This is a genomic window from Streptomyces sp. NPDC047515, from assembly GCF_040643055.1.
GTDB lineage: Bacteria > Actinomycetota > Actinomycetes > Streptomycetales > Streptomycetaceae > Streptomyces.
In genome coordinates, this window is the sequence record NZ_JBEYTM010000026.1 from 68371 (window position 1) to 88935 (window position 20565).

Below are 20565 nucleotides of genomic sequence, written 5' to 3' on the forward strand. Positions count from 1 at the left end.
GGGGTCAGGGCAGGTCGATGTGGACGTTCGTCGACTTCACCCGCGCGGTGACGGTGACGCCGACGGCCAGCCCGAGCTCCTCGACGGCCTCGCGCGTCACGAGCGACACCAGCCGGTGCGGCCCCGACTGGACCTCCACCTGCGCCGCCACGTCGTCGACCCGTAGAGCGGTCACGATCCCCATGAAGGAATTGCGCACGGACGTGGGCAGTTCATCCGGCACGGCATGCAGGCCGGCCCCCCGCTCCTTGGCGAAGACCGCCAGACCGGCCCCGTCGATCACCCGGTTGCCCGAGCCGTCCCGGTCCATGCGCAGCCTGCCGCCGTCCGCCCACCGGCGGACGGTCTCCGAGCTGACTCCGAGCAGCCGCGCTGCCTGCCCAATGCTGTACGACGGCACCACCGCACTCTAAGGCACGAATCCTGGGCCCCTGCACGCCGAACACCGCGAACGGCGCGCAGGGGCTTCCCGCGGACCCCGCCGACCAGGGGCGTGAGAGCTGTACGGTCCCCGGTCGGTGGGCGCCGTACGCAGTGAATCAGCGAGCGGTGTCCCGGGTCGACCGGTCGCGCACACGAACACGGGTGCCGAGTGCCGCACCGGGCCCGGTGAATCGACCAAGGCGGCTCGGTCATGCGGTCGGCACGGCTCGCGGTGCATGCGGCGGCCGTGCCGGCCCCGCCCGCGAACGGGCAGGGCCGACACGGTCACTACCGGGCCGGTGCCCCGGCGGATGACACCGTGCTCGGCACCGGGGCGTAGCCGGTGGCCCGGGTGGTGAACGTTCCCCGGCCCTGGGTACGGCTGCGCAGCCGGGTGGCGTAGCCGAACAGCTCCGCCAGCGGCACGGCAGCCGTGATCACCGAGGTACCCGCCCGCGCGGTCGAGCCCGACACCCGGCCGCGCCGCGCCGCCAGGTCGCCGAGCACCCCGCCCACGGCGTCGTCGGGCACGGTGACCGTGACCTCGACCAGCGGTTCCAGCAGCACCATCGCGCTGTTGCGCAGCGCCTCCCGCAGCGCGAGCCGGCCGGCCGTCCGGAACGCCATCTCCGAGGAGTCCTTGGAGTGGGTCGCCCCGTCGGTCAGCGTGACCCGCAGCCCGGTCACCGGGTGCCCGCCCAGGGGGCCTTCGGCCAGGGCATCCCGGCAGCCGGCAGCCATCGCGCGGACGAACTCCTGCGGCACCCGGCCACCGACGACGGTCGACCGGAACACGAAGTCCGTCGTGCCGCCGTCGTCGTCACCCGTGGCCTCCCACGGCTCCACGTCGAGGACGACATGAGCGAACTGGCCCGCGCCTCCGTCCTGCTTGACATGCCGGTACACCAGCCCGGACACGCCCCGCACCACCGTCTCCCGGTGTGCCACCTGCGGCCGGCCGACGCCGACATCGAGCCCGTGAGCGCGCCGGATCTTCTCCACCGCGACCTCCAGATGCAGTTCTCCCATACCCGACAGCACGGTCTGACCGGTCTCGGGATCAGTCCGGACCGCCAGCGACGGATCCTCCTCGACCAGCCGTGCCAGCGCCGACACCAACCGGTCGGTGTCGATGTTCCTGCGGGCCTCGACCGCCACGGAGACGACCGGATCGGCCACGGAAGGCGGTTCGAGGACCAAGGGCGTCGCGGGCGCGGACAGGGTCGCCCCGGCGCGGGCCGCTTTCAGTCCGATCACCGCGACGATGTCCCCGGCGACCGCCCGGTCCACGTCCGAGTGCCGTCCGGCCTGAACCCGCAGGATCCGGCCGATCCGCTCGGTGCGCCGCGCGCCCACGTCCAGCACGGTGTCCCCCTTTCGGATCGTTCCCGAGTAGACGCGCAGGTAGGTCAGCCGCCCGGTGGCGGTCGAGTTCACCTTGAACACCAGCGCGGCGAACGGCGCCGCCGGGTCGGCGGGCCGCTCCTGCACCGTGCCGTCCAGCGTGCCGCGTACCGCGGGCACGTCCAGGGGCGAGGGCAGGTAGGCCACGACGGCCTCCAGCAGCGGCTCGATGCCTCGGTTCCGGTAGGCCGACCCGCATACCACCACGACCGCCTCATGGGTACGGGTCAGATCGCGCAGCGCGGCGGCCAGGGTCGGTGCGGAGACCGTCGACTCCACGCAGAACTCCTCCAGCGCGTCCGGGTGCAGTTCCGCCACGGTCTCTTCGAGCAGCCCGCGCCGCCGGTGCGCCTCCTCGCGCAGGTCGTCGGGCACCTGCCCCTCCTGGACATCGGTGCCGTCGTCGGCCCAGACCAGCGACCGCATGCGCAGCAGATCCACCACTCCGGTGAATCCGTCCTCCTTCCCGATGGGCAGCTGCACGACCAGCGGAACCGTGTGCAGCCGCTCGCGTATCGACGCGACCGCCGTGTCGAGGTCGGCACCGGCGCGGTCGAGTTTGTTGACGAAGGCGATCCGCGGCACCCCGTGCCGGTCGGCCTGCCGCCACACCGACTCGCTCTGCGGCTCGACCCCCGCGACGGCGTCGAACACCGCGACAGCGCCGTCGAGCACCCGCAGTGAGCGCTCCACCTCGTCGGAGAAGTCGACATGGCCAGGGGTGTCGATCAGATTGATCCGGTGGCCGTCCCAGGTACAACTCACCGCGGCGGCGAAGATGGTGATCCCGCGATCGCGCTCCTGGGGATCGAAGTCGGTGATGGTGGTCCCGTCGTGGACCTCGCCCCGTTTGTGAGTGGTGCCGGTGAGGTAGAGGATCCGTTCGGTGACGGTGGTCTTGCCGGCGTCGACGTGGGCGAGGATGCCCAGATTACGAACGCCGGTCAGCGCACTGGTGGGATGACGGTGCAGGTCGGTACGCACGGTCGAGGGCCTTTCGGGGTGATCCGGATGAGGCGGCGCGATCGCCGGACGAACCGGCCCGCGGACAGGCCGCGCGGATGTCCCCCTGATGCGGCGCAGCGCACCGGTGCGGAGCCGTCGGAACGGCCCGACACGCCTCAGGAGGAGGTCAGTTGATCGTCACGGACATCCGATGCCGGCCGCGCAGCGGGCACCGGGCGGACGAAGACACCAGGATCACCTCGTACCGGGACCGGGGGACGACCACGGCGGTGCGCTGACGCATGGCCGGTCTCCCCTCGTTCGTCACGGTGCGCGCCGCGATGCGACGTGCGATTCATGGCGAGTGTAGTGAGACCGGCGCGGGCGGGGCACCGGATTTTTTCTCCGAGCCGCCGGAAGCGCAATCGGCCGCGGGGTCGCTCGTCGCGCCGCTGCCCGGTTTGTCATCTGCCGTGCCAGGGTTGCGCGTTGAAGGGCTTCCTGAACGATGAAACGATCCCGGGAGCCGTCCCGGGCGACGGAAGGAACCACATCGATGGACGACGACCACGGCCTCGCCGCCGCCAGGGTGTTCGACGCTCTGGGCGCGGAGTACGAGCGGGCGTTCGCCGGATCCGCCACCCATCACGCCTCACTGCGTCGGCTGTTGGAGCAGCTCGCACCGCACAGCCGGGTCCTGGACGTGGGCAGCGGAACGGGGCGGCCGACCGCACAGGCCCTGGCCGGGGCCGGTCATGACGTGCTGGGTGTCGATGTCTCGCCGGTCATGGTGGAACTGGCGGCCGCGCAGGTGCCCGATGCGTCCTTCGAATGCGCGGACATTCGCGAACTCCCCCTGGAAGAGGGAAGTTTCGACGCGGTCTGCGTGTACTTCTCGTTGCTGCAGATGTCCCGCGACGACCAGCTGCGACTGCTGCGGAAACTGGGGCGGCTGCTGGTCCCCGGCGGGCACCTGGTCGTCGCGACGGTGCCGGTGGACGCCGAGGACGTCGGCGCGGTCTTCATGGGGCAGGAGGTGCGGGCGACCAGCTTCGGCGCCGAGGAGTTCACCGAGTTGGTCGCCGGGGCCGGATTCGCGGTCCTGTGGGAGCAGGCCGGCCTGTTCACCCCGGCCCATGAAGCGGCGGTGGCCGAGCCCCAGCTGTTCCTGCACTGCCGACGGGCCTGATACGTCGGTCTCACTCAGCTGTGCCGGGCGCGTCGTTCCCCCGGCGCTCGCGCGGCGGTGCCCCGGGGCACCGCCGCGCGAGCGTGCACGGGTGCTTGTACGCGATCAGCGGGCGCTTCCACCTGCGCAGCGCATGCCCGCCGCATCGGCGCAACTGCGCGGGCGACATGGGTACGGGCTGCCCACCCCTGGTGACCAGCGCGTTGACCGGTGTCATGGGGTCCGTCGCCATGGACTTGGCCAGCAGTACGCCGATCACCAGCGGGGCCAAGGTCACGGCCAGGGCCGTGCCTGCCGTGGTGACATGCTGCAGGCGGGGGCGGTGCGGTACGTCAGGAGCCATGGCTGTCATTCGACCAGCCGCGGGCCACCGGCGAATCGGACGACGTACTCAGCCGGTTGCTCCTTCGTACTCACACCGACTGCGCCCGCCCGCTCGGTGTGATGGCGGTCGGCGTTCCTACGCGCCGGTGCCGGGGCCCGAGCCCGTTCCCGTGGCGGCCTTGATGCCCTTGGTGATGTCGTCCATGACGGACAGCGCCGGCGCCTGGGCGTTGATGTCGAAGCCGGAGCGCACGACGATCAGCATCTCCTTGGAGCGGGGGGACGGGAAGGCCAGCGACTGCACGTACCCGTCGTCGCCGCTCTTCGTCACCACCTTCCAGCGCACCAGGTAGCCCTGCTGGCCGGCCACGGTGACCGGCTCGGACTTGAGCTCCTGATGAGAGGTGATGCCCCCGTAGATCTTCTCGCCGTAGGAATCCGTGGCGTTGGCGGAGATGTCCTTCGTCGCCGTGGCCTTCGCCGTGGTGGTGTCGAGCTTCAGGGCCGTCGCCGGCATGGAGGACACCCCGCCCCGCACACACTGCTGGGACGTGTCGCCGGGGCAGGCGTACTCACCGGTGGACACGTCCGCTCCGGCGATTCCCGACGTGCCGGTCCAGCCGTCGGGCACGGGGAGACTGATGCCCCCGGCCAGGTCGGTGGCGTAGCCGTCCTCGGTCTGCGGCAGCTGCCGCTCGGGTGCCCGGCTCTCGCCGCCGCCCCCGCGCCCGCCGCCTCCGGGAGCGCCGGAAGGCGCGGTGGACGGAGCCGTGGCCGCGTTCTCCTTCGGGCCGCCGGAATGATCGGACAGAAAAAAGACGCCGGCCCCGATCGCGGCGAGCACCACCACACCTGCGGTGACGCCGACGCGTATCCGTCGACGCCGGATCGTGGCGGGCGGCAGGCGGAGATGGTCGGTCCACCGGTTGCCGTCCCACCAGCGTTCCTGAACGGGGCCAATTCCTGTATACCCGGGGTCTGGATGCCAGCCGGGCGGGCTCGTCTGGGTCACACGGCTCACGGTAGAACGGTTGCGTGAGAATCAGATGAATCCGGCCGTACCCCGCCGGAAGGCCGTCACCGTCCGGGGTCTTCGTTCGGACCGGGCCGGATGAGGGAGCGGCGTGACCCCTGTGGAGGGCGACGATGAGCGAGACACCTGCGGTAAGGATCGAACGCGACGGCCCCGTCCTCACGGTGGTCCTCAGCCGGCCCGAGGTCCGCAACGCCGTGGACGGCCCGACGGCGGCCCGACTGGCCGCCGCCTTCCGCGAGTTCGACGCCGACCCGGATGCGGCCGTCGCCGTGCTGTGGGGCGAGGGCGGTACGTTCTGTGCCGGTGCCGATCTGAAAAGCATCGGTACGGAACGCGGCAACGCGGTCCGGGCCGAGGGTGACGGGCCGATGGGCCCGACCCGTATGAGCCTGAGCAAGCCCGTCATCGCGGCGGTCTCGGGGCATGCCGTGGCCGGGGGACTTGAGCTGGCCGTCTGGTGCGATCTGCGCGTGGCGGAGGACGACGCGGTGTTCGGGGTGTTCTGCCGCCGCTGGGGAGTGCCACTGGTGGACGGCGGAACCGTACGGCTGCCGCGCCTCATCGGTGAGAGCCGGGCCATGGACATGATTCTCACCGGGCGCCCCGTTCCGGCGTCCGAGGCCTACGCCATGGGGCTCGTCAACCGGATCGTGCCGCCCGGCGAGGCCAGGCGCGCGGCGGAGCGGCTCGCCAGGGAGATCGCCGCGTTCCCCCAGCTGTGCCTGCGTCACGACCGGCTCTCGGTCCGGGAGCAGCACGGTCTGAGCGAGCCTGACGCCCTGGCGGGGGAGCACCGGCACGGCCTGGTGCCGCTCACGGCGGGGGAGACGCAGACCGGTGCGGACCGGTTCGGCGGCGGCGCCGGTCGGCACGGTTCCTTCGACGACTGAACGGCAGGCCGCACCACACGACGACATGGGGAACCGCACGGGCGGCGAACCTCGTACGGGGGCCCAGCCCGGCGCCCGCCCCGACACCGTGGTGGCGATTCTCGTCGTCGGCGGACCGCGCCCGAGCGTGACCGCCGGCGGGTACGTTCTGCCGCCGCCCGTTCTTTGGTCCGACCATACGTGATGTGTGACATAGTTGAAGATCGGCGGCAGACGAGACGACAACCGGACGATTCCGGCCGAGGCAGGGGGTGACGGGATGCCCGTCGAGTGGCAACCCGTACGGCAGTCCCGTACGCATGAACTCGTGCTCCGGAGCATCGAGGGGCGGGTGTTCGCCGGGGAACTCAGGGCCGGCGACCGGCTGCCGCCGGAGCGGGAGCTCGCGCCGGTGCTCGGGGTGAGCCGGTCCGCGCTGCGTGAGGCGCTGCGCGTGCTGGAGACCATCGGTGTGCTGGTCGCCCAGCCCGGCCGGGGGCCGGATGCCGGGGCGCGGATCGTGCGGAACCCGGACGATGCCCTCGGGCGGCTGCTGCGTCTGCACTTCGCTCTGGGGAGCTACAGCCTCCAGGACGTCCTGGAGGCGCGGGTCGTGCTGGAGAGGTCCAGCTTCGAGGCGGCCGCACGGCACGCCTCGAAGGAAGACCTGGACGAGGCGGAGACGCTGGTCGTGCGGATGGGAGAGCCGGACGTCGAGGTGCCCGAGTTCAATGACCTGGACACCCGCTTCCATGTGCATGTCGCGCGCAGTTCCGGCAACGCGCTGACCTCCACGCTCACCTCCGCCGTACGCGAGTCGGTGCGCCCGCTGATCCTGCGCGCCCTGGAGCAGGCCGAGGACTGGCCGGCCACGGCCGCCGCGCTCAACGCGGAACATGCCGAACTCCTGCGGCTGGTGCGCGCGGGCAAGGGTGCGAGCGCCGCCGACCTGGTCGAGCGGCACATCCGCAGCCTCCACGGCACGCTGGTCGACGAGAACGCCGAGCGTCTTTGAGGGTGAGGGTGCGTGCCGCCGAGTCGTGTTCGTCATGGCAGTTGTCATGCATATGACTGATACATGTGCGCCGCCCCGTGCATCGCATCCTTCACGTTTCGGACCGAGGCTAGTATGGTCGGACCATACAAATGGGAGAAAAGATCGGAGAGACCCATGCGCATCGGACTCTTCGCCACCTGTCTGGGAGACACGCTCTTCCCCGAGGCGGTGAAATCGACCGCGGTCCTGCTCGCCCGACTCGGCCATGATGTGGTGTTCCCGCCGGGGCAGACCTGCTGCGGTCAGATGCACGTCAACACCGGGTACCAACGCGAACCCGTCCCCCTGGTACGGAATTTCGCCGAGCAGTTCGGTGACACGTCGATCGACGCCGTCGTCATGCCGTCCGGATCGTGCGCGGGCTCGGTCCGGCATCAGCACGAGATCGTCGCCGAGCGGTACGGGGACGCCGCGCTGCGCTCGGGCGTCGCCACCGTCAAGGCCAAGACGTACGAGTTGTCGGAGCTGCTCGTCGACGTCCTGGATGTCACCGACGTCGGCGCCTACTTCCCGCACCGGGTGACGTACCACCCCACCTGCCACTCCCTGCGCATGCTCCGGGTCGGCGACAAGCCGCTGAGGCTGCTCCGCGCCGTCGACTCCATCGACCTCGTCGAGCTCCCCGAAGCCGACTCCTGCTGCGGATTCGGCGGCACCTTCGCGGTCAAGAACGCCGAGACGTCGACGGCCATGCTCCAGGACAAGATGCGCAACATCGCCACCACCGGGGCCGATGTCTGCACCGCGGGGGACTCGTCCTGCCTGATGCACATCGGCGGCGGGCTCTCCCGCATCGCCTCGGGCACCCGCACTCTGCACCTCGCGCAGATCCTCTCCGCCACCCGCACCTCGCCGTACGTCCCGACGGAGGCCGTCCGATGAGCAGCACCTTCCTCGGCATGCCCGCGACTCCGCCCCGTTCCCCGTACGGAACGGGCAATCTGCGCGGCGACCGGAAGTTCCCCGCCGCCGCCCACGACGAACTGCGCAACGAACAACTGCGCCGCAACCTCGGCCGGGCCACCCGCACGATCCGCGCCAAACGCCTCGACGTCACCGGCGAACTGCCCGACTGGGAAGAGCTGCGCGACGCCGGCTCCGCCATCAAGACCGACACCATGAACCGGCTCCCCGAACTCCTGGAACAACTGGAGCGCCAGGTCACCGGGCGTGGCGGCACCGTCCACTGGGCGCGGGACGGAGTCGAGGCCAACGAGATCGTCACCCGGCTGGTCAGGGCGACGGGCAGCCGCGACGTCATCAAGGTCAAGTCGATGGCCACCCAGGAGATCGGTCTCAATGAGCACCTCGAATCGGTCGGCATCACCCCGTACGAGACGGACCTCGCCGAACTGATCGTCCAGCTCGCGCACGACAAGCCGTCGCACATCCTGGTCCCCGCCATCCACCGCAACCGCGACGAGATCCGGCAGATCTTCCTCAAGGAGATCCCGGGCGTCGACCCGGGTCTCGACAACGTACCCGCGCATCTCGCCGCCGCGGCCCGCGCCTATCTGCGCGAGAAGTTCATGACGACCAAGGTGGCCGTCTCCGGTGCCAACTTCGGTATCGCCGAGACCGGAACCCTCTCCGTCGTGGAGTCCGAGGGCAACGGCCGTATGTGTCTGACCCTGCCCGACACCCTGATCACCGTCATGGGCATCGAGAAGGTGCTGCCGCGCTACCAGGACCTTGAAGTGTTCCTGCAGTTGCTGCCGCGCTCCTCCACCGGGGAGCGCATGAACCCGTACACCTCCATGTGGACGGGCGTGACACCCGGCGACGGACCGCAGGACTTCCACCTGGTCCTGCTCGACAACGGACGCACCGCGGCGCTCGCCGACCGGATCGGGCGGGAGGCGCTCAACTGCATCCGCTGCTCGGCCTGTCTCAACGTCTGCCCGGTGTACGAACGGGCCGGCGGCCATGCGTACGGTTCCACCTACCCCGGACCGATCGGCGCCGTCCTCACCCCGCAGCTCGCCGGCATGGACGCGGCCAAGAACGACCCGAACAGCTCGCTGCCGTACGCCTCCAGCCTCTGCGGCGCCTGCTTCGACGCCTGCCCGGTCAAGATCGACATCCCGTCGCTGCTGGTCGAGCTGCGCCACCAGCACACCGAGCAGGCCGGCACGACGGCGGAGAAACTGGCCATGAAGGCCGCGGCCGCCGTCATGAAGAGGCCGAAGCTGTTCACCACCGCGCAGAAGGGCGCGGGCCTCGGCCGGGTCGTCGCCGGGCGGGACGGGAAGATCTCCCATCTGCCACCGCCGTTCAACGGCTGGAGCGACAGCCGCGACACCGCGGCCCCGCCGAAGCAGACCTTCCGCTCCTGGCTGGCATCGGCGGAGGGCGCCGCGACGATGCGGGCCGCCGCCGACGAGCACGGGAAGAACCGGAAGAAGAACCAGAAGGAGGGGGAGAAATGACGACCGCTCGCGAAACGGTGCTCGGCAGGATCAAGGACGCCCTGGCCCTCGCCCCGACCCCGGACACCACCGTTCCCCGCGCCTACCGCACCGGCCGCACCCTCCCCGACGACGAGCGCCTGGCACTCTTCACCGACCGGCTCGTCGACTACAAGGCGCACGTACGCACCTGTACCGCCGACGGTACGGCGGTCGCCGTCGCCGAGGCGCTGCGGGAGCGCGGGGCCCGACGGACCGGTGTGCCGGCCGGACTCGACCCGGCATGGCTCGCTGCCTACGACGGCGAGGTCCAGCAGGACTCCGCCGACATCCCGGCGCCCCGGCTCGACGCGCTCGACGGGGTCGTCACCGCCTCGGCCGTCAGCTGCGCCGAGACGGGCACGATCTTCCTGGACGGCTCGCCCGACCAGGGACGGCGGGCGTTGTCCCTTGTCCCCGACCTGCATGTGTGCGTCGTCGATCTGTCGACCGTGGAGGTCGGCGTGCCGGAGGCGGTGGCCCGACTGGTGCCGGAGCGGCCGACGACGCTGATCAGCGGCCCCTCGGCCACGTCCGACATCGAGCTGGAGCGGGTCGAGGGCGTGCACGGACCGCGCACGCTGGTGGTGGTGATCCGGACCGATGTGTAGAGGCCAAGGGGTTGCGCGGCCCAGTGGGCGCGCGACCCCTCCGCTCAGCCGTGCGTGACGCTCAGCGGCTCGAAACCGATCCGGGTCGTCGTCTCGTCACCGGCCCAGCGGACCTCCACCGTGTCCCCGTCCACCCGCACCCCGCCGATCACCGTGTCCAGCGGCCCGGGGTCGCGCTCCGCGGTCAGCGAGGCGAGCGCGACCAGCACCACCGTGCCCTCCGCGTCCGCGGACAGCCGGGGCACCACCGCCCAGCGTGTGTAGGCCGTGCCCTGCGGGGCCCGTACCCCGTCCTGGGGCCCCCAGCCGTGCAGTCCGTGCAGCGCGGAGGTCAGTGTGTCGTCGGGGCCGGTCGCCCAGCCCGTCTGCTCCACCCGGGCCCCGGCGGGCGCGCCGAGCACCCGGTGCACCCGCAGCTCGTAGCGGCCGCGGACCACGGTGACGCTCTCCACCCGCATTCCCGGCACCATCGGCGCACCGGAGGAGAACACCGGGCGGTGCCAGGAGGCGGCCCAGCCCCAGCCGTCGCCACCGCCGGCGCCCAGCGGACGGATGGCGCGACGGCTGCTGCGCGTTTTGGCGACGACCACGGCCAGGTGGTTGTCCGCCGGGTTGGCCTGCGCCGTGGGGCCCGTCACCGTGGAGTACGACTGACGGCTGTACAGCGGGTCGTCCGCCACCCCCGACTCCCCCTCGTGCGGGCGGACATGGTCGCTGCCGTGGTTGTGCAGCCGTACGATCCCGTCCGCCCGGGTGGACTGGACGAGCAGTCCGGGCGCGGGCAGCGCGAGCACCCGGTCGGGGCCCTCGCTCGGGGCGGGTTCCTCGGTCGCGGTCCACAGCGGATGGCCGTCCGGGGCGAGCAGGGAGACGAAGGCCTTGGACGCCCAGTACGGCGAGGCGGGCGCCGAGTAGTTCTGCAGCGTCGCCTCGTGCGGGCCGTGCCAGCCCAGGCTCAGCAGCCCGTCCGTACCGGTGGCGCCGCGGTCCAGGAAGTAGCGCAGCGATCCGTTGATCAACCGCCGCGAGACGCCGGGCGCGAGTGGTGTGTGCCCGGTGATCGCGCCGAGCGCGACCGACGAGGCGGCCGCGAACCGGTAGGTCAGCGACCGGCCGAAGTGGATCGGCGCACCGTCGCCGCCGAACAGCAGGGAGAAGCCCTCAAGGTGTTCGCACAGCCGGGAACCGTAGTGCGCGGACAGTTCGGAGTCGCCCGACAGATGTGCGTCGAGTACGGGGTAGAGGTGCAGCGCCCAGCCGTTGTAGTGGTCGAAGGCGCGGCCGTCGCCGTCCGCGTACCAGCCGTCGCCGCGGTACCAGCCCTCCAGCAGGTCGAGGGCGCGCTCCTTCGCACGGGCCGTCTCCGCGTCACCACGGCCCACGGATTCCAGGAACGCGGCCACGGAGTAGGGGAACAGGTACCAGTTGTTGGGCGAGGGGGTGTGGCGCAGCGCGCCGCGCAGCCACTCCTCGGCACGGTCCCGCACCCCGGACTCCAGCCGGTCCCAGAGCCATGGCCGGGTCAGCCGCAGACCGATCGCGACCGAGGCCGACTCGACCATGGGCTGGCCGAAGACGGTGTGGTCACGGATCAGCGGCCAGGACTCGGCGTCGTCGCGGCCGGGAGTGAGGGTTCCGGCCGCGAGTCCGTCGGCGTACCGGCCGAGCCAGCCGTGCGGGTCCTTGCCGTCCGCACCCGCCACCCGGAAGGCGGCGGCGAGGAACGTGCGCGCGTACCCCTCCAGACCGTCGGAGCGCACCCCGGAGGCGGACGGCCGGCCCGGCAGGTCCAGCAGCGCGCCGCCCGGTGTGGCCCACTGCCAGGCCGCCTTGAGCAGTCCGTCCGCCGCGGCCTCCCAGTGCGCGCGGGTGTAGCCGGTGTGCGGGCTCGACACCCGGTCTTCGGCGGGTAGTTCGAGGAGGGAAACCGGATGGGGTGCGGTCATGCGAGGAATGCCAGCCTTTCGCGTCGTACGGGATGGGCGAATCCGTCGCCCGCGGCCCAGCGGCCGGTCTCACCGACCGCCAGATCGACCAGTCGCCGCCACTCGTTGCCCTGTGAGCCTGCGAGGTGCGGGGTGATGGTGACGTTGTCGCACTCCCAGAGGGGGTGTGCGGCGGGCAGGGTGTCGGGCACCGTGACATCGAGAACGGCCCGGATCCGGTCCTGCCGGAGCACGTCGGTGAGGGCCTCCTGGTCGACGACGGCGCCCCGGGACGTGTTGATGAGCACGCCGTCCGGGCGCATCGAGGTGAGCAGTTCACGACTGACGAGCCCGTGGGTCGCCGGCAGCAGCGGAGTGTGGACGCTCACCACGTCGCTGCGCGCGAACAGTTCACCGAGGCCGACGGGCCGGACGCCGAGCGCGGCGGCCTCGGCGTCGGAGACGTAGGGGTCGTGCAGCAGCACCGTCAGGTCGTACGGCCGCAGCAGTTCGATGACGCGCCGGCCGATCAGCGAGGCGGACAGAATGCCCACGGTGCGGCCGTAGTTCCCGACTTCGGCGGAAGTGGCGAGCCAGTTGTCGCGGCGGCGCTCCGTCCGGTAGTCGCGGGCCCGTTCCAGGACCCGTTTGCCGGAGAGCAGGATCATCGCGACGGTGTACTCCGCCACCGGCAGGGCGTTGGCGGCGGCGGCCGACGACACCTCGATGCCGCGTTCCCAGCACGCTTCGGTGATGTGCCCGCGGATGCTGCCCGCGGTGTGGACGACGGCGCGCAGACGCGGTGCCGCGCCCAGGGCCGCTGCGTCGAGCGGCGGACAGCCCCAGCCGGTGACCAGGATCTCGGTGTCCGCCAGTACGGCGCGGGCCCGGCCGGTGGTGAAGTCGTCGAGCACGGGCAGCGGAGCGAGGTCGCACACATCGCCGAGCGCGGCGAGGGATCGGGCATCGAGGAGCGCGGCCGCGGCGTCCGGTTTCATGGCCGCGGCGGCGCGCGGCCGGTTGCGGGTGACGGGGACGGAGGAGGGGGTGCTGGGCATCTTTCTCCTGGTACGGGGTGGGGGTCCGGCTACTTGACGGCGCCCGCGGTGAGTCCCGACTTCCAGAACCGCTGGAGCAGGGCGAAGGCGAGGATCAACGGCCGGACCGCGAGCAGCGAACCCGTGATCACGACGGGGTGGTACTCGCGGGAGAAGGTGGCGGAGCTGTTCCAGGTGCAGAGCCCGAGCCTGACCGGGTACAGGTGCTGGTCGCAGAGCATCACCATGGGCAGGAAGAAGTTGTTCCAGATCGCGGTGAGCTGGAAGAGGAAGACGGTGACCGGGCCCGGTCCCAGCATCCGCAGGGAGACCCGGACGTACGTGGTCAGCTCGCCGGCACTGTCCACCCGCGCCGCCTCCAGCACCTTGTTCGGTACGTACCCCTGGGGGCATCGCGTCGACCACCGACGCCTCGATGACCTCGCGCGGTACGGCCTGCAGGGCGGCGTAGAAGGCGACCATGTTGTAGCCGAGGTTGCTCCACAGGACGATGTTCACGATCGACGGGACGACGGTGTGCACACCGAGGAAGTCGATGGTGATGTCGGCCTCGGTGGCAGGCACGGATCGACGGCTCTGTCGACCGGGCATGTCTGCCTCCCGCGGCTCCTGATTCGGGTCACGGGGAATCCTGATCGACTGATCGGTACTGGTCAATAGATCGCTCAGAAGAAATCAAAGCGGTCAAACGCTCATTCCGCGCAAGGGATCCTCTCCTGCGCGGATCCACGCACCTTGAGCGTGGGCAGCAACTCCGTCCGGTGCACGGGACCACTCGCGTCGACAGCCCCGGACAGCCGGTGGAGCAGCAGCTCCGCGGCGGCGCGTCCGATCGCCGTCGTCGGTGGTGCCACCGCGGTCAGGGGTGTGCTGCCGAGGGCCGCCACCACATCGTCGTACGCCACCACGGAGCAGTCGCGCGGTACCTCGATGCCGCCCTCCGCCAGCCGCTGCACCAGCATCAACGCATCGACGTCGCCGTGCAGCACGGCCGCCGTGGCACCTCGCTCCCGCAACAGTGCCGCGAGGTCGAGGCCGGTACGGGCGTCGGCCCCGGGGTCCGGCGGCGCGAGGGCTCCCGAGGTGTCGGGGTCGGGACCGGGGCCGGGCACCGCCCCCGGGGAACTCAGCACCACCGACCAGTCCTCCACCTCCGCACGGGCCGCGGCGATCTCGGCGAACGCCGCACGGATGCTGCGTGCCGTCGGGCTGTCGTCGCGGGCGGCCAGCACGATGCGGCGATGCCCCAGCGACACCAGGTGCTCGATGGCGAGGTGCGTCCCGTACCAGTGGTCGGAACAGACGGAGTCGAGGGCGTGCAGCGCGCTGCCCGGCCGGGGCCGCCGCTCCATCAGCACGGTTGGCACCCCCACGCCCGCGAGCCAGCCGTAGTCCAGCTCCTCCGAGCGCGCGTTGCGCCAGCGCGGCGCGATCAGCAGCCCGCGCGCCCCGTCCGCCAGTGCCCGCTCCACCAGCGGTCGTTCGGCGCCGGCCGACTGGGGTGCGATGTGCAGGGCGATCCGCATACCGGACTCCTCCAGAACGCTCCGGGCACCGTGCAGGGTCTCGTACAGGTACGAATGCCGTTCCGGCACGACCAGGGCGACCGCCCCGCCGTCCCCGGCAGGCTCCTCGCCCCGCGACGCGGGCACGGCGGCGGGCGGCTGCGCCTCCCCGACCGGCCGGGCCACCCCGTGCCCGCGCCGTAGCCGTCCGACCCGGGCGAGCTCCTCGACGTCTCGCCGGATCGTGACCACCGAGACATCCAGCTCGGCCGCGAGCACGCTGACCTTGACGGCGCCCCGTGACTCCACCACCGACAGGATTCGTTGTCGCCTGAGTTCGACCGGCTCCCGCATGCTGTTGGCCCCCTCGCCGTACCGCCGCGCGTTGTTCGTTTGAGCGATTTCTGTGAGCGTTCGCGTCGCAGCATAGCGATCGCCCCCGCGCTGTCCACGCGCGTGGATCGTCCCGTGCGCCTCACCTGTCTCAGGGCACTCTTGCGGGCCTTGTTCAGCGGCACCTAGGGTCCTTCGTTCGGGTCAGGCCGGATCGGCGATGCTCGCCGTTCTCATCTACCGGCGGCACGCCCACTGGGCGACCCTGCTGCGGCTCTTCCCCGCCGTGGCCGTCGGCGTGGTGGCGGGAACGGCCTTCATGATGTGGGCCGACGACGCGGCCGTACGGACGTCGATCGGCGCGATCCTGCTCTTCATGGCAGGTGTCACCATCTGGCGGCGCAGGCCCGCGGCTGCCGGCCGGGAGGCCACGGAGGAGTCGGGCGAACCGCCGATGCGAGGCAGTGGCAGGCTCAAGGCCCGCTCGTACGGGGTGCTGGGCGGATTCACCACCATGGTCGCCAACGTGGGCGGCCCCGTCATGTCGCTCCAGCTGCTCTCCGCCGGCTTCCGGAAGCTCGGCTTCCTGGGAACGTCGGCGTGGATTTTTCTCATCGTCAACACGTGCAAGGTGCCGTTCAGCGTGGGCCTGGGCCTCATCGGCGCACGGTCGCTGCTGCTGGACGCCTGCATGCTGCTGTTCGTGCTCCCCGGCGCGTACATCGGCCGCAGGTGCGTGGACCGTATCAACCAGCAGCTCTTCGAGCAGCTGGTCATCGGCGCGACCGTCATCGGCGGACTCCAGCTGCTCCTGCGCTGAGCGCATTTGGCGTTCCGTACCGCCGTCGCACACACGCCTCAGCCCTCCCCGACAGCTGCTCGCTGCGACCGGGGAGGGCTGAGAACAAGGCGTGGGCGGGGCCGGGTCAGACGATGCCTTCCTCGATCTCCGCCTGCTCGCGCGCGTTCCCGTACGCGGACGGCGTGCTGTACGAACGACGCGCGACGAACCACCAGACGGTGGCCAGAACCAGCACGGCGACCAGAGCGATCGACGCGTAGTTCATCGAGTCGACCGTCACCGGGGACGACTGGGGGAGCAGGAACAGCACGGTCACGATGGCGACCCACACCACGGCGATCCAGCCGATCGGCTTGCTCCAACGGCCCAGGTGCCACGGCCCGCGCTCGAACCGGCCACCGGAGCGCAGCTTCAGGAAGATCGGGATCGCGTAGGCGGGCGTGATGCCGATGACGTTGATCGCGGTCACCGCACCGTACGCCGTGGCGGAGTACAGCGACGGCAGCGCCAGCACGCCGGCGACGACGACCGACAGCCACACGGCGTTGACGGGGGTCTGGGTGCTCGCGCTCACCTTGCGCCACAGCGCCGAGCCCGGCAGGGCGTTGTCCCGGCTGAACGCGAACACCATCCGGCTGGCGGCGGCGACCTCGGCGTTGCCGCAGAACAGCTGGGCCGCGATCACGATCAGCAGCAGGGCCGTGGCTCCGGAGGTGCCCAGCGCGTCGATCAGGATCTGGGCCGGGGGCACCCCGGTCGCGCTGTTCTGGGTGCCCGCGTAGTCCTGGATCGCGAAGGTCAGCCCGGCGAGCAGCACGAAACCGGCGACCCAGGAGACCCAGATCGCGCGGACGATGCCCTTGGCGGCCGTCACCGACGCGTTCGAGGTCTCCTCCGACAGATGGGCGGACGCGTCGTAGCCGCAGAAGGTGTACTGGGCGAGGAGCAGACCGATCGCCGCCACGTACAACGGATTGTGCCAGCCCGTGTCGTTGACGAACTCGGTGAAGACGAACGAGGGCGACTGGTGGTGCGACGGCACGACCGCCAGCACGACGACGATCACCGCGACACCGGCGAGATGCCACCACACGCTGATGGAGTTGAGCACACTGACGAGACGGACACCGAAGAGGTTCAGTACGGCGTGCAGCAGCAGGATGCAGAGGAAGATGATCATTGTCTTGCCCGGTGTGGGGGTGAATCCCCACTGCAGATTCATCAGCGCGCCGGTGAACAGCGCGGCACCGTAGTCGATACCGGCGATCGCACCCAGCAGACCGAGCAGATTCAGCCAGCCGGTGTACCAGCCCCACTTGCGGCCGCCGAGCCGGTCGGCCATGTAGTACAGCGCTCCCGAGGTCGGGTAGGCGCTGGTGACCTCGGCGAGTGCCATGCCGACACAGAGTACGAAGAGGCCGACACCGGCCCAGCCCCAGAGCATCACCGCCGGGCCACCGGTGGACATGCCGAAGCCGTACAGGGTCATGCAGCCGGACAGGATGGAGATGACGGAGAAGCTGATGGCGAAGTTGCCGAAGCCGCCCATGCGTCGGGCGAGCACGGGCTGATAGCCGAGTTCACGCAGCCGCTCCTCCTCGTCCTTCGGCGGGGTGGCCTCCGCACCCGACTGGGCCGGGCTGGATATGGACATGGGAAAACCTCCATGAGGAGTGATGGGGACGGGAAGGAAAGTGGTCGGTCCGAGGCGGGGAGGCGGCTCGGCGCGCGGCGCCATGGCTCAGCCGTGCGGCCCCCGTCCGGGGTCGCGGGACACTGCGAGGCAGCGGCTGCGGGCGCGCAGGAAGACTTCCTCGGCGGCACCCGGGGCCTTGGGATCCCGAGTGCGATATACCCAGGGAACGGACGTGAAATAGGGCCCTAGTTCCTCGAACACCGGTGCGGCGTCGGCGAATTGGAGGGCACCCCACAGGGCGTGGGCCAGATGGTTCAGGTCGAGCAGGGAATGGGAGATCGGGGGCGTGCGACGGAACCAGAGCTCCAGCGCCCGAGCCGCGTCCCGCTCCGCGTCCTCGGTGACCCAGTGGAGATCCAGGGCCTTCTCGTGCCCGTGCTCGCGCCGGTAGCGCTCGACCCGTACGTACAGGGGCAGCGTGTGCAGCGCGGATCCGTCGGGAGCGGAAGAGGCCGCCCACTGAACGAAGTTGACCGCCTCCGAGAGCGATCCGCCGGCCTTGCGCGCATACACGAACTGGAGCATCCGGTGGTAGGCCTCGCGGTTGTACGGATCCCGTTTGTCGGCCTCCGCCAGCAGCCCCCACGGGCCGGGGAAGAGCATCGGCCCCGGCGGGTGCAGCCGGTGCTCCTCTAGTTGCTGGTGCTCGTCCAGCTGCGACAGGGCCAGCAGGCACACCCAGGGCACCGGGTCGGCGGGGGAGGTGTGTGCGGCCGTCCGGCAGGCCCCCCAGGCTTCCTGCCACAGCTCCTGCGCACGGTGATGGCCTTCGCGATGGGCCCGCACGGCCCGCTCCACGACGACCCGCGCGTGCATCACGGCGGCGGCGACACTCCGCGGCTCCTCGGCCAGCCAGGCCTGCACCGCGTCCGAACCGGCGGCGACGGCCCCGAGCACCTGGGTGCGTTGCGTCCACAGGGTCCAGTCCGGCGTACGCTCCAGCAGGTCGCGCATGGAAAGCCAGCGCCCGGTACGCAGATCCTGTAACGCGACGCGCAATTCGTTGTCATGGCCGGCCGGGTGATAGACCGGCCGGAATTCACTGTTGGCCATGGACACGCCCTGCCCATGTGCGGCCGGACGGGGTGCGACGGATGGGGGATCTCCTCAGCACGTCACGCAGCCCGGCGGTGGCATGGAATGGAACCCGTGCAGAAGCAGAAGGCCCGGGATTCGAGGTCTCGGAACTCGGGAGGGAGTGTCGGTGTCATCAATCCTCAAGGACGTGGGGGGCGAAGCAGCTGTTGAAAGTCGAACTGCTCGAAAGCGTCCGGTTGTTGCTCGGCGGTGAGTGTAAGGCCAGTTGCGCCGAACTCCGGACTGATTCGCGGATCTTACTCAAGTCGACTCACCGGTAAGGACGTTGATCAGTATCCGGCTGTTCCGACGTGCACCCGGACAGCCCTTGACGTACGCGGTGGTCTGCACCACTCTGGGCCGCGGAGACCAATGATCACGATTCCGTTCAAGCCGTAGGGCTTTCGCGCGACTGGAGTGTCGATGACAGGCCCGGTACTCGCGGTGGACCAGGGCACGTCGGGAACGAAGGCTCTGGTGGTCTGTCCGGAGCGCGGCGTGATCGGTTCCGGTTCGGCGCCCGTGCGGCCGCGTCATGGCGCCGGAGGGGCGGTCGAGGTCGACCCGGCCGAACTGCTCGGCTCGGTCGTCGAGGCCGGGCGTCGGGCGCTGTGCGAAGCGGGCGAGCCGGTGGCCGCCGTCGGCCTGGCCAACCAGGGAGAGACGGTGCTCGCCTGGGATCCGGACACCGGGCGCCCGCTCACCGAAGCGATCGTCTGGCAGGACCGGCGCTCCGCGCCTCTGTGCGCCGAACTCGCCGCGCACGAGGAAGAGTTGGCCCGCCTCACCGGACTGCCGCTCGATCCGTACTTCGCCGCGCCCAAGATGGCCTGGATCCGGCGCGAGCTGACCCGTGAGGGCGTGGTCACCACCAGCGACTCCTGGCTCGTCCATCAGCTGACCGGCGCGTTCGTCACGGACGCGGCGACCGCGGGACGCACCCAGCTGCTCGACCTCGACCGGGTCCGCTGGTCACCCGAGGCCCTGGACGTCTTCGGCCTCGGCGACGAACGCCTCCCGGCCGTTGTCGACTCCGACGGCGTCGTCGGTACCACGACCGCCTTCGGCGGTGAACTCCCGCTCACCGGACTCCTCGTCGACCAGCAGGCGGCCCTGCTCGCCCAGAACGCAGTCGACCCCGGCAATGCCAAGTGCACCTACGGAACCGGCGCCTTCCTGCTCGCCCAGACCGGTCCGGCCCCCCGCCGCGGGTCCACCGGACTGGTCAGCTGCGTCGCCTGGCGGCTCGGCGGCCGCACCAGCTACTGCCTCGACGGACAGGTCTACACCGCCGCGTCCGCCGTCGACTGGCTCACCGGCCTGGGGGTGATCTCGGGTGCGGCGGACCTCGACCCGGTCGGCGCCGGCGTCCCCGGATCCGGCGGCGTCACGTTCGTACCGGCGCTCGCCGGTCTCGCCGCCCCCTGGTGGCGCGCCGACCTGCGCGGATCGGTGACCGGCCTCGGCCTCGACACCACCGCGGGCCATCTGGTGCGCGCCCTGTGCGAAGGCATCGCCGCCCAGGTCGTCGAACTCGCCGAGGCGGTCGCGACCGACCTGGGCTCCCCGCTGACCTCGCTCCGCGTCGACGGAGGCCTGACCCGCTCCGCACTGCTCATGCAGACCCAGGCCGACCTGCTGCAACGCCCCGTCGAGGTGTCCGCGCTGCCCGATGTCACCGCACTCGGCGTCGGAGCCGTCGCCCGCCTCGGCCTCGACCCCCGGCTCCCGCTCCGGCAGGCCGTACCCGAATGGGAGCCCTCCGCCGTGTACGAACCCCGGATCAGCGCCGACGAGGCGGCCGAACGCCTCGCCGGATTCCGCGCGGCCGTGCAGACCCTGCTGGACCATGCCTGATACGTAC

17 protein-coding genes and 1 pseudogene are annotated in these 20565 nt (G+C 71.0%); 8 read left to right on the plus strand and 10 right to left on the minus strand.

The annotated features are described in order from the left end of the window. Positions 1-4 precede the first annotated feature (4 nt). Both ABZ826_RS21830 and fusA read right to left on the minus strand, forming a co-directional pair. Entirely contained in the window at positions 5-400 is a 396-nt protein-coding gene (locus ABZ826_RS21830; protein WP_361450621.1) for a helix-turn-helix transcriptional regulator, read from the minus strand. A gap of 311 nt (positions 401-711) precedes the next feature. After that, positions 712-2811, minus strand: coding sequence for an elongation factor G (gene fusA, locus ABZ826_RS21835; protein ID WP_361450624.1), 2100 nt, complete (start codon positions 2809-2811; stop codon positions 712-714). Positions 2812-3328: 517 nt separating this feature from the next. Here fusA and ABZ826_RS21840 point away from each other — a divergent pair. Then, the gene (locus ABZ826_RS21840; RefSeq protein ID WP_361450627.1) at positions 3329-3961 is read left to right on the plus strand and encodes a class I SAM-dependent methyltransferase; all 633 of its coding nucleotides are present in this window, start codon (positions 3329-3331) and stop codon (positions 3959-3961) included. Between the two features lie 10 nt (positions 3962-3971). Here ABZ826_RS21840 and ABZ826_RS21845 read toward each other — a convergent pair whose 3' ends face one another. Further along, positions 3972-4304, minus strand: coding sequence for a hypothetical protein (locus tag ABZ826_RS21845; RefSeq protein WP_361450630.1), 333 nt, complete (start codon positions 4302-4304; stop codon positions 3972-3974). Positions 4305-4421: 117 nt separating this feature from the next. Beyond that, positions 4422-5297: a DUF2510 domain-containing protein gene (locus ABZ826_RS21850; RefSeq protein ID WP_361450633.1), complete on the minus strand. Its 876-nt coding sequence runs from the start codon at positions 5295-5297 to the stop codon at positions 4422-4424. A 134-nt stretch (positions 5298-5431) separates the two neighbouring features. Here ABZ826_RS21850 and ABZ826_RS21855 point away from each other — a divergent pair, with 134 nt between their 5' ends. The 5 genes from ABZ826_RS21855 to ABZ826_RS21875 all read left to right on the plus strand — a co-directional run bounded on the left by ABZ826_RS21855 (position 5432) and on the right by ABZ826_RS21875 (position 10305). Then, positions 5432-6211 (plus strand): crotonase/enoyl-CoA hydratase family protein, encoded by a 780-nt coding sequence (locus ABZ826_RS21855; protein ID WP_361450636.1) that lies wholly within the window; start codon positions 5432-5434, stop codon positions 6209-6211. A 259-nt stretch (positions 6212-6470) separates the two neighbouring features. Next, entirely contained in the window at positions 6471-7205 is a 735-nt protein-coding gene (locus ABZ826_RS21860; RefSeq protein WP_361450639.1) for an FCD domain-containing protein, read from the plus strand. A gap of 156 nt (positions 7206-7361) precedes the next feature. Continuing rightward, positions 7362-8129: a (Fe-S)-binding protein gene (locus ABZ826_RS21865; RefSeq protein ID WP_361450642.1), complete on the plus strand. Its 768-nt coding sequence runs from the start codon at positions 7362-7364 to the stop codon at positions 8127-8129. Continuing rightward, the gene (locus ABZ826_RS21870) at positions 8126-9676 is read left to right on the plus strand and encodes a lactate utilization protein B (RefSeq protein WP_361450645.1); all 1551 of its coding nucleotides are present in this window, start codon (positions 8126-8128) and stop codon (positions 9674-9676) included. Before ABZ826_RS21865 ends, ABZ826_RS21870 begins: the two co-directional genes overlap by 4 nt. After that, complete coding sequence (locus ABZ826_RS21875) at positions 9673-10305, plus strand: LUD domain-containing protein (RefSeq protein WP_361450648.1); 633 nt, start codon at positions 9673-9675, stop codon at positions 10303-10305. The genes ABZ826_RS21870 and ABZ826_RS21875 overlap by 4 nt, the downstream gene beginning before the upstream one ends. Before the next feature lie 44 nt (positions 10306-10349). Here ABZ826_RS21875 and ABZ826_RS21880 read toward each other — a convergent pair whose 3' ends face one another. The 4 genes and pseudogenes from ABZ826_RS21880 to ABZ826_RS21895 form a co-directional block, all read right to left on the minus strand. Beyond that, positions 10350-12251 (minus strand): DUF2264 domain-containing protein, encoded by a 1902-nt coding sequence (locus ABZ826_RS21880; RefSeq protein WP_361450651.1) that lies wholly within the window; start codon positions 12249-12251, stop codon positions 10350-10352. Then, positions 12248-13288, minus strand: coding sequence for a hydroxyacid dehydrogenase (locus ABZ826_RS21885; RefSeq protein WP_361450654.1), 1041 nt, complete (start codon positions 13286-13288; stop codon positions 12248-12250). The genes ABZ826_RS21880 and ABZ826_RS21885 overlap by 4 nt, the downstream gene beginning before the upstream one ends. A 29-nt stretch (positions 13289-13317) precedes the next feature. After that, a pseudogene (locus ABZ826_RS21890) lies at positions 13318-13671 on the minus strand (carbohydrate ABC transporter permease); the annotation flags it as partial. A gap of 309 nt (positions 13672-13980) precedes the next feature. Further along, positions 13981-15147 (minus strand): substrate-binding domain-containing protein, encoded by a 1167-nt coding sequence (locus ABZ826_RS21895; RefSeq protein WP_361450657.1) that lies wholly within the window; start codon positions 15145-15147, stop codon positions 13981-13983. A 106-nt stretch (positions 15148-15253) separates the two neighbouring features. Between ABZ826_RS21895 and ABZ826_RS21900 the strand changes: the two genes are divergently transcribed. Then, complete coding sequence (locus tag ABZ826_RS21900; RefSeq protein WP_361450726.1) at positions 15254-15946, plus strand: sulfite exporter TauE/SafE family protein; 693 nt, start codon at positions 15254-15256, stop codon at positions 15944-15946. 106 nt (positions 15947-16052) lie between these two features. On the opposite strand, the gene ABZ826_RS21905 is transcribed toward ABZ826_RS21900, so the two are convergent. Both ABZ826_RS21905 and ABZ826_RS21910 read right to left on the minus strand, forming a co-directional pair. Then, a complete protein-coding gene (locus ABZ826_RS21905) occupies positions 16053-17582 on the minus strand; it encodes an amino acid permease (protein ID WP_361450660.1) in 1530 nt (509 codons plus the stop codon). A gap of 87 nt (positions 17583-17669) precedes the next feature. Next, positions 17670-18677 carry a hypothetical protein gene (locus ABZ826_RS21910; RefSeq protein WP_361450663.1) on the minus strand — a complete coding sequence of 336 codons (1008 nt, stop codon included), beginning with the start codon at positions 18675-18677 and terminating at the stop codon, positions 17670-17672. 447 nt (positions 18678-19124) lie between these two features. Between ABZ826_RS21910 and ABZ826_RS21915 the strand changes: the two genes are divergently transcribed. Beyond that, a complete protein-coding gene (locus ABZ826_RS21915) occupies positions 19125-20558 on the plus strand; it encodes an FGGY family carbohydrate kinase (RefSeq protein WP_361450666.1) in 1434 nt (477 codons plus the stop codon). The last annotated feature ends 7 nt before the right edge of the window (positions 20559-20565 follow it).

What these genes read in the sequence shown, in the direction of transcription:
- ABZ826_RS21895 (WP_361450657.1), bottom strand. Translation starts at nt 15,147, where the DNA reads ATGCGGGAGCCGGTCGAACTCAGGCGACAACGAATCCTGTCGGTGGTG.
- ABZ826_RS21905 (WP_361450660.1), bottom strand. Translation starts at nt 17,582, where the DNA reads ATGTCCATATCCAGCCCGGCCCAGTCGGGTGCGGAGGCCACCCCGCCG.
- ABZ826_RS21865 (WP_361450642.1), top strand. Translation starts at nt 7,362, where the DNA reads ATGCGCATCGGACTCTTCGCCACCTGTCTGGGAGACACGCTCTTCCCC.
- ABZ826_RS21910 (WP_361450663.1), bottom strand. Translation starts at nt 18,677, where the DNA reads ATGGCCAACAGTGAATTCCGGCCGGTCTATCACCCGGCCGGCCATGAC.
- ABZ826_RS21855 (WP_361450636.1), top strand. Translation starts at nt 5,432, where the DNA reads ATGAGCGAGACACCTGCGGTAAGGATCGAACGCGACGGCCCCGTCCTC.
- ABZ826_RS21860 (WP_361450639.1), top strand. Translation starts at nt 6,471, where the DNA reads ATGCCCGTCGAGTGGCAACCCGTACGGCAGTCCCGTACGCATGAACTC.
- ABZ826_RS21845 (WP_361450630.1), bottom strand. Translation starts at nt 4,304, where the DNA reads ATGGCTCCTGACGTACCGCACCGCCCCCGCCTGCAGCATGTCACCACG.
- ABZ826_RS21840 (WP_361450627.1), top strand. Translation starts at nt 3,329, where the DNA reads ATGGACGACGACCACGGCCTCGCCGCCGCCAGGGTGTTCGACGCTCTG.
- ABZ826_RS21880 (WP_361450651.1), bottom strand. Translation starts at nt 12,251, where the DNA reads ATGACCGCACCCCATCCGGTTTCCCTCCTCGAACTACCCGCCGAAGAC.
- ABZ826_RS21875 (WP_361450648.1), top strand. Translation starts at nt 9,673, where the DNA reads ATGACGACCGCTCGCGAAACGGTGCTCGGCAGGATCAAGGACGCCCTG.
- ABZ826_RS21885 (WP_361450654.1), bottom strand. Translation starts at nt 13,288, where the DNA reads ATGCCCAGCACCCCCTCCTCCGTCCCCGTCACCCGCAACCGGCCGCGC.
- ABZ826_RS21915 (WP_361450666.1), top strand. Translation starts at nt 19,125, where the DNA reads ATGACAGGCCCGGTACTCGCGGTGGACCAGGGCACGTCGGGAACGAAG.
- ABZ826_RS21870 (WP_361450645.1), top strand. Translation starts at nt 8,126, where the DNA reads ATGAGCAGCACCTTCCTCGGCATGCCCGCGACTCCGCCCCGTTCCCCG.